Consider the following 12,790-nt stretch of genomic DNA (forward strand, 5'->3'; position numbering starts at 1 on the left):
GTGAGAGTGGTCTCCCTACGCTCAGCGACGGGTTGGCGCGAAAGCCGACCTACGCTCGGCCGGTGGTCAACGACACCCCGCGACCGAGCGAATCGGCCCTCCGTAGGGCGCTTCGCCGCGCAGCCGACGGTTCGACGCTGGACGCCACTGAGGCGGCGGTCCTGCTGCACGCCCGTGGCGATCACCTGGACGAGTTGCTGGCGATCGCGGGCCGGGTCCGCGACGCGCACCTGAGGGCCGAGGGCCGCGAAGGCGTCATCACGTACAGCAAGAACGCTTTCATCCCGCTGACCCGGCTGTGCCGGGACCGCTGCCACTACTGCACCTTCGCGACGGTGCCGCACCGCCTGCCGGCGGCGTACCTGGAGCGCGACGAGGTGCTGGCGATCGCCCGCGAGGCGGCGGCCCAGGGCTGCAAGGAGGCCCTGTTCACGCTGGGCGACCGGCCGGAGGAGCGGTGGCCGGCGGCCCGGGAGTGGCTGGAGGCCCGCGGTTACGGCTCGACCCTGGACTACCTGCGCTCGGTGGCGATCGCGGTCCTGGAGGAGACGGGCATGCTGCCCCACCTCAACCCGGGCGTGCTGAGCTGGGAGGAGTTCCAGCGGCTCAAGCCGGTGGCGGCCAGCATGGGCATGATGCTGGAGACGACGGCGACCCGCCTGTGGAGCGAGCCGGGCGGCCCGCACTTCGGCAGCCCGGACAAGGAGCCGGCGGTCCGGATGCGGGTGCTGACCGACGCCGGCCGGGTGGGCGTGCCGTTCACCACCGGCATCCTGATCGGCATCGGCGAGAACCTGGACGAGCGGGCCGACTCGCTGCTGGCCATCCGCGGCGTGGCGCGGCAGTACGGCAACATCCAGGAGATCATCGTCCAGAACTTCCGGGCCAAGCCGGACACGGCGATGCGCGGCATGCCCGACGCCGACCTGCACGAGCTGGCGGCGACGATCGCGGTGGGCCGGCTGCTGCTGCCGTCCACCGTGAGCGTGCAGGCCCCGCCCAACCTGGTCGGCGACGAGTTCGAGCTGATGCTGCGCGCGGGCATCGACGACTGGGGCGGCGTGTCGCCGGTGACCCCGGACCACGTCAACCCGGAGCGGCCGTGGCCGGCCATCGACGAGCTGACCGCCGTGACGGCGAAGTCGGGTTTCCAGCTGCGTGAGCGGCTCACGGCCTACCCCCGCTTCGTCAAAGCGGGCCAGCCGTGGATCGACACCCGCATCGGCGCGCACGTGGAAGCGCTGGCGGACAAGGAAACCGGCCTGGCCGACCCGGATGCCGTCCTGAGTGGACGGACGTGGCAGGAGCCGGACTACGCCCTGGAGTCCCAGGGCCGCACCGACCTGCACGAGACCATCGACACCACCGGCCGCACCGACGACCGGCGGGGCGACTTCGACAGCGTCTACGGCGACTGGGAATCCCTGCGCCGCCAGCTCGACACCAGTCCCACCTTCAGCAAGCTGCCCAGCGACGTCCTCACTGGACTCAAGATCGCCGCCGAGAATCCCGGCGCGCTGCTGGAGGAGCGCAACGCGGACGCCGCCCTGGCGCTGCTGACCGCCGACGGCGAGGCACTGGAGACGATGACCCGGCTGGCCGACCAGCTGCGGGCCGAGGTCAACGGCGACGACGTCACCTACGTGGTCAACCGGAACATCAACTTCTCCAACGTCTGCTACGTCGGCTGCCGGTTCTGCGCCTTCGCGCAACGGGAACGCGACGCCGACGCCTACCGGCTGACCGTGGACGACGTCGCCGACCGCGCCTGGGAGGCGTGGACCGTGGGCGCCACCGAGGTGTGCATCCAGGGCGGCATCGACCCCAAGCTGCCGACCAGCTTCTACGCCGACATGGTGCGGGCGATCAAGGCCAAGGTGCCGGGCATGCACGTGCACGCCTTCAGCCCCATGGAGATCGTCAGCGGCGCGGCCAAGGCCGGCGTGAGCGTGCGGGAGTGGCTGACCGAGCTGCGGGACGCCGGCCTGGACACGATTCCCGGCACGGCGGCCGAGATCCTCGACGACGACGTGCGCTGGGTGCTGACCAAGGGCAAGCTGCCGACCAAGACCTGGCTGGAGGTCGTGGGCACCGCGCACCGGCTGGGCATCCGCTCCTCGTCCACCATGATGTACGGCCACGTCGACCACCCCGGCCACTGGCTCGGCCACCTGCGCACGCTGGCCCGCCTCCAGGACGACACCGGTGGTTTCACCGAGTTCGTGCTGCTGCCCTTCGTGCACCGCAACGCGCCGATCTACCTGGCCGGCGTGGCCCGCCCCGGACCGTCCCGAAGGGACAATCGCGCGGTGCACGCCCTGGCCCGGCTGGCGTTGCACGGCCGTATCGACAACATCCAGTGCTCCTGGGTGAAGCTCGGCGACGAGGGCACCGCGGAGATCCTTCGCGGCGGCGCCAACGACTTCGGCGGCACGCTGATGGAGGAGACGATCAGCCGGATGGCCGGCTCGGAGCACGGCTCGGCCCGCACCATCGAGCAGCTGGAAGCGATGGCGGCGCTGGCCGGCCGTCACGCGCGTCAGCGAACCACGACCTACGGCCGAATTGCCACAAGTGGACCCGTTCGAGTGAGCCTTTTGGACCATTAACGTTACGGCGAATGGGTAGCTTCTGAGGTTGCCTCAAGCGACACTCCGCCTCGGAAGGACACCCACCGTGCGCAACAGAAGAGCGCTCGCGTTCCCCCTGGCCGTGATGGTGGCCGGGACGATCATCGCCGGTGCCGGGGCGGCCATGGCCGCGACAGCGGGCGGTTCCGCCCCGGCCACCCATTCCGCGACCGCCCAGCAGCGGGGCAACCCGCCGTGCGAGCCGGCCGGCCACGGGCGCGGGCTGCCGCCGTGCGAGACGACCACGCCGCCGACGACCACGACCGGCCGCACCACCACCCCGTGCACGACGACAACCACGCCGACGAGCACGACCACCACCACGACAGGGTCGACCACGACGACGACGGGGTCGACCACGACCACGACCCCGACGACGACCACCACGACCGGGTCGACCACCACGACGACCCCGACCACCACCACGGGGTCCACCACCACGACCACCGAGTCGACGACGACCACCACCGAGTCGACCACCACGACGACTGGTTCGACGACGACTGGGTCAACGACGACTGGGTCAACGACGACTGGTTCGACGACCACTGGGTCAACGACAACTGGTTCGACGACCACTGGCTCGACCACGACGACCAGCCCGTCGCTGTCGTCCACCACCGCGCCCCCGTCGTCCTCCACGACGACCGCCCCGCCGGTGTCGACCGCGCCGTCCACTCCGCCGCTGGCCTACACCGGCACCGCCGCCGACACCGGCATGTTGGTCGGCTTCGGCCTGCTGCTGGTCGTGGGCGGTGGCCTGATGCTGCTGGTCCGCCGCACGCCGACGCCGCGTAAGTGAGTCTTCGCGGGGCGCCCCGCCCGCCCGGGGCGCCCCGCGAAGTACGGCACGTCACAGTTGCCCGAACGGACACGCTGACCGCCTCGGGGCGGGGCCCACGGGCGCAAAGACGCTGGTCCTGATCTTGTGGGACCCGGCGCGGAGGTCGGTAACGACCGCCGTTATTCTCGCTCCTCGTGATGGACCGCACAGTCCCCGGAACGGGTGGGGTTGACACGTTCGGTAGTTTTCCGAACGACAGAAACCCCGCAGTTCACTCTTCTGGGGGCGACCTCACTGTCGGGAGACGCTGCCTTGCGTAACCAAGTTCGGCACCTCACGCGTTTCACCCTGACTGCCGCCTGCCTGCTGCCGGCCACCGCGCTGCTGACCGCCGGCGTCGCCGCCGCCGCGGACGCCGACCCCGCCGTGGAGAGCCGCGTCCCGGTCACCCTGGACGGCTTCGCGCTGCTGGCCATCCTGCTCGGCTTCGGCGGGCTGATCGCCGGCCTGCTGCGCCACCGCCACCGCCTGGCCCGCGAGGCCAAGGCCGCCGCCCAGGCCGCCAAAGCCGTCGTCGAGGAGAACGCCGCCGCCGCGGCCGCCACCAAGCCGACCCCCCTCCCCACCCCCAGCCAGCTCTGACCCGTCCCACTTCCGCTTGGAAGGGGGCTTTCCTCCACTCGGAGTGGAGGAAAGCCCCCTTCCAAGCGTTGAAGGCGTCGACGCTCTGCGATGGTGGGCACGCAGCGTTACGGTTGGCGGGTGGCGGACAAGGAATCCCTGCTGACCCGGCTGCGCAAGCGTCATTCGTGGCTCGACCACCTGCTGCGCGCCGGGGAACGTTATGTCGACCGGTACGGCGACCACTACGCCGCCGCGATCACCTACTACAGCGTGCTGTCGCTGATCCCGTTGCTGATGCTGGGCTTCTCGGTCGCGGGCTTCGTGCTGGCCGGCAACGAGCAGCTGCTGGGCCAGATCCGCACCGGCATCGCCACCGCGGTGCCCGGCGCGCTGGGCGACCAGGTCAACACCATCGTCGGCAAGCTGATCGACTCCCGCGGCTCGGTGGGCGTGTTCGGCCTGCTGGCGGCGCTCTACTCCGGCCTGGGCTGGATGACCAGCCTGCGCGACGCCCTGACCGCCCAGTGGACGCGTGAGCGCCCGCAACTGCCGTTTCTGATCACGGCGGTCAAGGACCTGCTGACGCTGATCGGTCTCGGCCTGGCCCTGGTGGTCTCGTTCGGCATCACGGCGGCGGGCACCGGCCTGGGCGGCCTGCTGCTGGAGTGGCTGGGGCTGCGGCAGACCGGCTGGGCGGAGTTCCTGCTGTCGGTGGCGGCCATCGTGCTGGGCCTGGCGGCCAACTGGCTGGTGTTCCTGTGGGTGCTGACCAGCCTGCCGCGCTTCCACGTGGGCTGGCGCAGCGCGGTGCGGGGCGCGATCACCGGCGCGGTCGGCTTCGAGATCCTCAAGCAGGTCGGCAACGTCTACCTACAGGCGATCAAGAACTCGCCGTCCGGCTCGGTCTTCGGCACGCTGCTGGGCCTGCTGGTCTTCATCAACCTGGTGTCGCGGTTCCTGGTGTTCATCACCGCATGGACCGCGACCGCCCGGGAGAACATGCACCGCTCGGCCGACCCGGCGCCGCTGCCGGAGCCGGTGGTGATCCGGCCGACGGTGCACCTGGCCGGCCGGCCCGACGCCACCGTGACGGCGGGCCTGCTCAGCGCCGGCGCCCTGCTGGGCGTGACGCTGACCCGGTTGCTGCGCCGCCGCTAGCTGTTGGCCTGGGCCGCCAGCCGGCGGGCCCGGGCCGCGCGGGCGCGGCGCTTGCGCAGGTACATCGCCAGCACCACCAGCACGCCCACGCCGGCCACGATGGTCAGCGGCATGCCGACGTTGCCGAACGCCTGGTACATCGGCGTGTTCTCGGCGGCGTTGGCCACGTTGGCGGCGTCGGTCGTGGTGACCGAGGACGAGGAGGACACCGACGGCTTCACCGGCGGGGCCTGGTCGACCAGCACGCCGACCTGGTGCACGTTGGCAGCGGTCAGCGCGAAGCCGTAGTCCAGCAGCTTGGAGCTCTGCCGGTACATCGGGAACGCGGTCGTCTCGCCGCGCAGCAGCACGGCCACCAGCCGGTGCCCAGCCTTGCCGGCCGAGGACAGGTTGGTGGAGTGCGCGTCGGTGGTGTTGCTGCTGATGCCGGTGATCGCGCCGGCGTAGGTGGTCAGCAGCGAGTCGGTGTTGTGCACGGCGACGCCGCCCAGCGTCACCGACTTGACCGCGGCCGCGTCGGCGAAGGCCGGCATCTGCATGGCGTGCCGGTAGATCAGCGCCAGGTCGTAGGCCGAGGTGCTCATGCCCGGCCCGTCCAGGCCACCCGGCGTGGCCACCCGGGTGTCCAGCGCGCCCATCTGCTTGGCCGCGGCGTTCATCAGGTCCAGCGTCTTGGGAACGCCGCCCAGCGCCCGGGCCAGCGCGTTGGGCACGTCGTTGCCGGGCTTGAGCAGCATGGCCTCGACCAGCTGGGTCACGGTGAACTTGCCGCCGGCCGGCACGCCGACCGCCGAGTAGCCCTTGGCCGCGTCCACGTCCTCCTGGGTGATCAGGACGGGCGTGTTCGGCTTGAGGTCGTTGAGCGCCACCATGGCCAGCAGCACCTTGATCAGGGCGGCCGGGCGCTGGCGGGCGTGCGGGTCCTTGGCCGCGAGCACGGCGCCGGTGTCCAGGTCGGCCAGCACCCAGGAGGCGGCGTTGACCTCGGACGGCGGCGCGGTGGCCGCGTCCGGCGGCAGCACGAAGCCGCACTTGCCGAGCTGGTCGCCGCCCACGGGGTCGGCCGGCACCGGCAGCGGCTTCGGCGCGGGCGAGCCGGCCGGGGGCTGCTCGGCGTCGTCCTCGGCGGCCGGCGGCGACTGCTTGTTCGGGCACTCGTTCGGCGCGGCGCTTCCCGACGTCGAGGTCGACGTCGAGGTAGCGGAGGTGCTGGTGGTGGTCGTCGTGATCACCGCAGCGGCGCTGCCCGTCGTGACGAACACGGCGGTGACCACGCAGGCCACGGCCGTGAGCAGGGCGGCTGCGGGCCGTCGAGCTGGGAGGGGCACCCCCGCAGGCTAGTGCGTTACACGGCGTGACCGGCCGGCCCCGTGTCTACACCGGCGGTGGCCTCGGCGGATACTGCGGACGTGAAGCTGACCCGTGGCAAGTCCGTGTTCCTGCTCCTGTTCGGGGTGTGGAGCTGGTTCATCTGGGTGACGCTGGTGATCAACGTGGCGCAGGACCCGAGGGCCTTCGCCGCCGGGTCGGCCACCGCTTTCTTCGCCGTGCACCTCACGCTGGCCGTCATCTCCGTCGCCTTCGGCACCGCCATCGGCTGGTTCGGGCTGCGCGGGCTGCTCGCCGCGAGGCGGCCGGTGGAGGTCGCTCACCCTGCGTGAACCGGTCGAAGGGTTGCCCGCCCGCTGGCAATTGTGAACGTTCGCACGTCTGGTTGAGCGATGTCCCAATTGCTACGTTCCGGCGAATGAGACGTCTGCTGACGCTGCTGACCGCCGCCGGCGCCGCCCTCGTTGGGTTGGCGCCGGTCGCGTCCGCCGCCCCGGACCATCACCCCTGCGACACCACCGGCACCTCCTACACCTACGTGGTGCTCTACACCCCGGGCGTGCCCAAGTTCGTGGCCGACGCCGAGCTGCGGTTCGACTGCGGTTCCCTGGTCGAGTACTACCCGGAGATCGGGGTGGCGGTGGCCACCTCGGCCAGCCCCGACTTCGCCACCCGGATCGGCCCGAACCGGGCCTACAGCGGCCGCAAGGACGTGCCCACGGCCCTGACGCGGTCCCGCTCCCAGGAGTCGGCGGTGACGACGGCCGCCCCCGCGGTCGACCGCAGCGCCGAGCAGTGGGACATGGACCTGATCAAGGCCAAGCAGGCCAACAAGGTCAACGAGGGCAGCCACCGCGTGATCGTCGGCGTGCTCGACTCCGGGGTGGACGCCACCCACCCCGAGTTCGCCAAGGCCATCGACCCGGCCGACTCGGCCGGCTGCCTGACCGGCAAGGCCGATCCGTCGGCCGACTCGTGGAAGCCCACCACCAGTTCGCACGGCACGCACGTGGCCGGCACCATCGCCGCCGCCGACGACGGCGATGGCGTCACCGGCATCGCGCCCGACGTGCGGCTGGCCGCGGTGAAGGTGGTCACCGACGACGGCTTCATCTTCCCCGAGGCCGCGATCTGCGGCTTCATGTGGGCGGCCAAGCACCACTTCGCCGTCACCAACAGCAGCTACTTCATCGACCCGGGCTTCTACTTCTGCCGCAACCAGCCAGGCGACTCGGCCGCCTACGAGGCGGTCCGGCGCGCGGTCGCGTACTCCACCGGCAAGGGCGTGCTCAACGTGGCCGCCGCCGGCAACGAGTCGCTGGACATCTCCAACCCGGTCAGCGACCGGGTGCGGCCGCGGCCGGTGGACCGCAACTGCGCGATGCTGCCGGCCGGGCTGCCGGACGTGGTCTCGGTGTCGGCCGTCGGCTACGCCAGCACGAAATCCGGCTACAGCGACTGGGGCAAGGTCGACGTGACCGCCCCCGGTGGTGACGGCGCGCAGCAGCCGCCGGCCGGTTCCGGCCCGGCGTGCCCGCTGTCCACCCTGACGGGCGGTCGCTACGGCAGCATGTGCGGCACGTCGATGGCCACCCCGCATGTGGTCGGCGTGATCGCGCTGCTGGCCAGCACGCATCCGTGGGCTTCTCCCGCGCAGCTGCGGAATCTGCTCCGGTCGCAGGCCACGCCGATCGCCTGCCCAGCCGACACCCCGACCTGCACGGGGCCGGCCGCGGACAACAGCTACTACGGGCACGGCCTGGTCAACGCCCTGGCCGCCGTCACCCGATAAATGGCGAGGCCCGGGAAGTCCCCGACTTCCCGGGCCTCACGCAAGCTTTTCAGTAGTCGAACTCACCGTTGCGGACGCCCGAGACGAAGGCGGCCCACTCGGCCCGCGTGAAAACGTGAGCCGGCAGACTCGGGTCCTTCGCGTCACGCAGTGCGATGTCGCCCGACGGCAGAGCAGCCACCTCGACGCAGTTGCCGTCGCCACAGAAGCTGCTCTTCTTAAACGTGATGTCCATTGGTGCACGATCTTTCACTCATAGTTACTTTTCATCACCTTCTCAATCAGGTCTAGTGAGGACTTTTGGTCCGGGCACTTCGACAGTAGATTGACGAAGATGTCCTGGTATCTCTTCACTTCCGACTCCTGGGCCGAGAAGCGGTCGTCACCGCTCAGCTCCTGGTACACGGTGTCCCGGTCGGTGTCGCTGTCGAAGGTGAAGATGATGTAGTTCGATTGGATGCCGAGATTGTAGCCGGCGGTGTATGGGAAAATCCTTAGTTCCACACTATCGTGTCGAGCAAAGTTGATCAAGTGGTCCAGTTGACGCCGCATGGTCTCCGGCGAATGCACTACACGGTGTAGCACGCTCTCGTCGATCACGCCGGTGACCTGCAGTTCGCCCAGTCGGTCGATCACATATTGCTGCCGTCGGCCGCGAATCTCGACCAGCTGGTCGATCTCGCTGTCTGGGGCTTCGGGGAAATTGTTCCTGAAAATTTCCCTGCAGTATGCCGGGATCTGGACCAGGCCGGGGACGGCGAAGCCGCTGAACGACTGCATGCCGGTGGCCGCCGATTCCAGCGAGATGTAGCTGCCCATGTTCGGCGGCCAGGCCTCGGGGTGGTCAGACCACCAGGCGTCCTCCTGGCTGGCGGTGGCCAGGTTCTGCAGCCGGGTCCGCAGCCGGTGGTCGCGAACCTCGTAGAGATCGAGTAGATCGCGCACGTCGCGCAGCTTGGGCAGTCCCTGGCCGGTCTCGAGCCGGCTGACCTTGGACGGTGAACACTCCAGTCGCTTCGCGGCGTCGACCAGCTGCATCCCGGCGGCCTCGCGGAGCTTGCGCAGCTCGTGACCGAGGCGGCGGCGCGGGATCAACGGACCCTGCGAAGGGGGCATCCTCACACCTCCTGAACCACCCTGCCCGCGTAGCCGCTGGAGGCGCGTGGCGCCACGTTAGGCCATCAGGGTGACCTTTGCAAGCAATCCATCCATGCAATTGCACTGTGCATACCCTGTCGTACTCTACCCCGAATCCCGCCCCTTTTCTCAGCTGCTGAGCCAAGATGAGCCCGGCCGAGCGGCGAGCTGCGCGGGCTGGCGAAAATCACCATTGCGAGTGAGCAGGCCCATGAGTTTCGCGGCCCTCGGGCGGCGTGGCCGTCGCGGGACGGGCGCGCAGGCCGATTGCCGCCAGCGGGACGAGCGCGATGGTCAGCACGGACGAAACCACCAGGCCGCCCTGGGCCCCGACGCCCTGCACGAGCGGACCGGACAGTGCCAGGCCGAGTGGTGCGGCCAGCACCGAGACGGCGGTCCACAAGGTGAGCACGGGCTGCTGCTCGTCCGGCGCGAGCACGTTCTGCACCACCGTGTAGACCACGGGCGTGAACGGGGCGTAGACCAGGCCGCCGAAGAAGAACACGACCGCCGCGTACGGCACCGAGGGTGCGAAGGCCAGCAGGATCCCGACGGCCGCCCAGGCGGCGATGATCGAGATTAGCAGCTTCTGCTCGGGCAGCCGCCGCAGCGTGGTCGTCAGCGCCGCGCCGATCAACGCGCCCACGCCCAACGCGGTCCAGATCAGGCCGAGCGCCACGCCGTCGCCCTGGAGCGGGCCGCGAACCAGCAGCGGCAGCGCGACCTCGACCGGCATGTAGAACAGGTTGAAGCCGAACACCACCACGAGCAGCCGTGCCGTGATCGGGATACGGCGCAGGATGCGCAGGCCAGACGCGGGCAGGCGCTCGCCGTCCACCGAGTCCTTTGTGGACGGCGTCACGAACACCGCCGCGGCCAACAACAGCGCCAGGCTGCAACCGTCGACCAGCAGTGCGATCCCCGGGTTTTGTGTGGCAGCAAGCACTCCGCCCACCAACGGGCCGATCGCGTAGAGCGCGAGGCTGCTGCTGGTGCCCAGCAATCCGTTGGCCGCCAACCGACCTTCGGCCGGCACCATCGCGGTCACGGCGAGCCGGCGGGCGCTCGTGCCGACCATCCGGAACACCGAGCCGATCAGCAGGCCGCAGATCAGCACCGGCAGCGTGAGCGCGTCGGCCATGGCCAGCAGCCCCAGCGCGGCCAGCGCGCCGCCGCGCAGCAGGCAGTCCACGATGATCAGCGCCCGCGGCGGGATGCGCAGCCTGGTCAGGCCGATGGTGAAGGCCAGGACCGTGGCCAGCACGTACGGCGACGCCTCGACCGCCGAGATGGCCAGCGGCGCCGGCACCCCGCCGTGAATGCGCAGCGTCAGCAGGGGCAGCGCCGTGATGATCATCCCGTCGCCGACGTTGGACACGACGTCGCCGGTGAGCAGCGCGCCGACCCGGAAGTCCCGCAGCACCCGCCCGTACGACCAGCTCTCGCTCCCCACGCCGGCCATTGTGGAACCTCCAGCGCTGTGGAGGTCTACTCGGCCGGGTCGCCGATCTGTTGGGCCATCGTGTGCATGGCCGCGTTGAGCGCCGCCATCACCCGGGCGCAGGCTGCCATGTCCTCGGGGTCGAGCGTGTCGGCGACCGGCTCCAGCAGCCGCAGCTCCCGGTCCAGCAGCTCGTCGAACAGCTGCCGGCCGGCGGCGCTGAGCCGCAGCAGGCGGGACCGGCGGTGCGCCGGGTTGGTCACGTACTCGATCAGCCCGCGTTCGTGCACGGCGTCGGCCAGCCGCTGCACGACCTGGCGGGGCAGCAGCAGGGCCCGGCCGATCGTCGGCACCGTGCTCTCGCCGGTGGCGTTGAGCACCTCCATGATCGCGCGCTCCGGCAGCGACAGGCCGATGTCCGTCGTCACCTCGCCCAGCACCTTGGCGGTGGAGTTCTGCAACGGGCGCAGCGCGAACAGCACGGCGTGGAGGTGGTCGGCCCCGGACATGACGTCCATGGTGTCACGCCCGCATATGACACTAAAAGTGTCATATTGACACTTCTGATGTCACTATGACACCGTGGGTGACACAAGCGAACAGGGGGAGAGATGGCACGAATCGCGATCTTGAACATGGGCACCCACGGCGACGTGGCGCCCCTGGTGGGGCTGGGCATCCGGCTACAGGAGGCCGGCCACCGGGTCGGCATGACCGTCCCCGAGCGGCTCACCCGGCTGGTGACCGACGCCGGCCTCGACTGCCACCCGCTCGACGTCGGCGCGGCCGTCCCGCCGGAGACGAAGCAGGCCCGGGCCGCCCACCGGCCGGGCGCTCGCGGCACCGCGTCGGTGATCCGGCTCGCCGCCGGGGCGATGGGGCGGTTCGTCCCGGCGATGGTCGCCGCCGCCGAGGGCGCGGACATCGTGCTGGTCACGTACGGCACGGCCCCGGCGGCGATCCCCATCGCCGAGGCGCTGGGCGTGCCGTGCCTGCTGGTGCCGTTCCAGATCGCCCAACCCACCCGGGAGTTCGGGCCGACCTTCCTCGGCGGCCGCAACCTTGGCCCCTGGCTCAACCGGCTGGTGCCGGAACTGGTCGGACGGCTGGGGATGCGGGCCTTCGCCGGGCTCATCCGCGAGATTCGCGCCGATCTCGGGCTGCCGACCGAGGTCCCCCCGGCCTACCGTCCGGGCGCGGTGCCCACGCTGTACGGGGTCTCGCCCGCGGTGGTGCCCCGGCCGGCGGACTGGCCCGACAACGTTCAGCTGGCCGGCTACTGGTGGTCGCCCCGGCCGAGCGACTGGCAGCCAGCGGCGGACCTGGAGCGGTTCCTCGCCGCCGGGCCGCCGCCGGTGTACCTCGGCTTCGGCAGTGTCGACGTCGGCAAGACCGAGGCCCTCAGCGCGACCGTGCTCGACGCCGTCGGCCGCACCGGCCTGCGGGCGGTCGTTCAGCGGGGCTGGGAAGGCCTGGATGTCAAGGGCGACAACATTTTCACCGTGGGCGAGGTTCCGCACGACTGGCTGCTCCCCCGGGTCGCGGCCGCGGTCCACCATGCCGGCGCGGGCACCACGGCCGCCACCCTGCGGGCCGGGATTCCTTCCGTGCCAGTGCCTTTCGTGTACGACCAGGGATTCTGGGCCCGCCGGCTGGTCGACCTCGGCGCCGCGCCCTGCGCCATCCCGGCCGCGCGCCTGTCCGGCGAACGGCTGGCCGCCGCGATCACCAGTGCGGCCAACGAATCCCGGTTCCGACAGGCGGCGGCGGGGATCGCCGCGCGCATCGCCGAGGAGGACGGGGCCGCGCCGGTCCTGGCCGCTGTCGACCGGCTCGTCGCTGCCTGAACGTGACGAGGCCCCGCCGAAATTCGGCGGGGCCTCGACGTTCTCCCA

General features: G+C 70.7%; 13 protein-coding genes. 7 read left to right on the plus strand and 6 right to left on the minus strand.

Annotation, left to right across the window (positions count from 1 at the left end; genetic code table 11):
• The first annotated feature begins 62 nt into the window (after positions 1 to 62).
• Entirely contained in the window at positions 63 to 2,609 is a 2,547-nt protein-coding gene (locus ACIG5F_RS28135; RefSeq protein ID WP_396522505.1) for a bifunctional FO biosynthesis protein CofGH, read from the plus strand.
• 33 nt (positions 2,610 to 2,642) lie between these two features.
• Here ACIG5F_RS28135 and ACIG5F_RS28140 read toward each other — a convergent pair whose 3' ends face one another.
• The gene (locus ACIG5F_RS28140) at positions 2,643 to 3,272 is read right to left on the minus strand and encodes a hypothetical protein (RefSeq protein WP_396522507.1); all 630 of its coding nucleotides are present in this window, start codon (positions 3,270 to 3,272) and stop codon (positions 2,643 to 2,645) included.
• Positions 3,273 to 3,288: 16 nt separating this feature from the next.
• Between ACIG5F_RS28140 and ACIG5F_RS28145 the strand changes: the two genes are divergently transcribed.
• The 3 genes from ACIG5F_RS28145 to yhjD all read left to right on the plus strand — a co-directional run bounded on the left by ACIG5F_RS28145 (position 3,289) and on the right by yhjD (position 5,196).
• Positions 3,289 to 3,432, plus strand: a complete 144-nt coding sequence (locus tag ACIG5F_RS28145) for an LPXTG cell wall anchor domain-containing protein (RefSeq protein ID WP_396522509.1) — start codon at positions 3,289 to 3,291, stop codon at positions 3,430 to 3,432.
• Positions 3,433 to 3,726: 294 nt separating this feature from the next.
• Positions 3,727 to 4,056 carry a hypothetical protein gene (locus ACIG5F_RS28150; RefSeq protein ID WP_396522511.1) on the plus strand — a complete coding sequence of 110 codons (330 nt, stop codon included), beginning with the start codon at positions 3,727 to 3,729 and terminating at the stop codon, positions 4,054 to 4,056.
• A 90-nt stretch (positions 4,057 to 4,146) separates the two neighbouring features.
• Positions 4,147 to 5,196: an inner membrane protein YhjD gene (gene yhjD, locus ACIG5F_RS28155; protein WP_396522513.1), complete on the plus strand. Its 1,050-nt coding sequence runs from the start codon at positions 4,147 to 4,149 to the stop codon at positions 5,194 to 5,196.
• On the opposite strand, the gene ACIG5F_RS28160 is transcribed toward yhjD, so the two are convergent.
• Positions 5,193 to 6,524, minus strand: a complete 1,332-nt coding sequence (locus tag ACIG5F_RS28160; RefSeq protein ID WP_396522515.1) for a D-alanyl-D-alanine carboxypeptidase family protein — start codon at positions 6,522 to 6,524, stop codon at positions 5,193 to 5,195. The two genes, yhjD and ACIG5F_RS28160, sit on opposite strands and share 4 nt — an antisense overlap.
• A gap of 81 nt (positions 6,525 to 6,605) precedes the next feature.
• Here ACIG5F_RS28160 and ACIG5F_RS28165 point away from each other — a divergent pair, with 81 nt between their 5' ends.
• Positions 6,606 to 6,857 carry an SCO4848 family membrane protein gene (locus ACIG5F_RS28165; RefSeq protein ID WP_396522517.1) on the plus strand — a complete coding sequence of 84 codons (252 nt, stop codon included), beginning with the start codon at positions 6,606 to 6,608 and terminating at the stop codon, positions 6,855 to 6,857.
• Between the two features lie 86 nt (positions 6,858 to 6,943).
• Positions 6,944 to 8,317: a S8 family peptidase gene (locus tag ACIG5F_RS28170; protein ID WP_396522519.1), complete on the plus strand. Its 1,374-nt coding sequence runs from the start codon at positions 6,944 to 6,946 to the stop codon at positions 8,315 to 8,317.
• Positions 8,318 to 8,366: 49 nt separating this feature from the next.
• On the opposite strand, the gene ACIG5F_RS28175 is transcribed toward ACIG5F_RS28170, so the two are convergent.
• The 4 genes from ACIG5F_RS28175 to ACIG5F_RS28190 form a co-directional block, all read right to left on the minus strand.
• Positions 8,367 to 8,552 (minus strand): DUF397 domain-containing protein, encoded by a 186-nt coding sequence (locus ACIG5F_RS28175; RefSeq protein WP_396522521.1) that lies wholly within the window; start codon positions 8,550 to 8,552, stop codon positions 8,367 to 8,369.
• 14 nt (positions 8,553 to 8,566) lie between these two features.
• Positions 8,567 to 9,433, minus strand: coding sequence for a helix-turn-helix domain-containing protein (locus ACIG5F_RS28180; RefSeq protein WP_396522523.1), 867 nt, complete (start codon positions 9,431 to 9,433; stop codon positions 8,567 to 8,569).
• 208 nt (positions 9,434 to 9,641) lie between these two features.
• Entirely contained in the window at positions 9,642 to 10,907 is a 1,266-nt protein-coding gene (locus ACIG5F_RS28185; protein ID WP_396522525.1) for an MFS transporter, read from the minus strand.
• Between the two features lie 35 nt (positions 10,908 to 10,942).
• Positions 10,943 to 11,404 (minus strand): MarR family winged helix-turn-helix transcriptional regulator, encoded by a 462-nt coding sequence (locus ACIG5F_RS28190; protein WP_396522527.1) that lies wholly within the window; start codon positions 11,402 to 11,404, stop codon positions 10,943 to 10,945.
• Positions 11,405 to 11,506: 102 nt separating this feature from the next.
• Between ACIG5F_RS28190 and ACIG5F_RS28195 the strand changes: the two genes are divergently transcribed.
• The gene (locus tag ACIG5F_RS28195; RefSeq protein ID WP_396522529.1) at positions 11,507 to 12,742 is read left to right on the plus strand and encodes a glycosyltransferase; all 1,236 of its coding nucleotides are present in this window, start codon (positions 11,507 to 11,509) and stop codon (positions 12,740 to 12,742) included.
• The last annotated feature ends 48 nt before the right edge of the window (positions 12,743 to 12,790 follow it).

It is taken from the genome of Kutzneria sp. NPDC052558, from assembly GCF_044547355.1.
In the GTDB taxonomy this organism is placed as follows: domain Bacteria; phylum Actinomycetota; class Actinomycetes; order Mycobacteriales; family Pseudonocardiaceae; genus Kutzneria.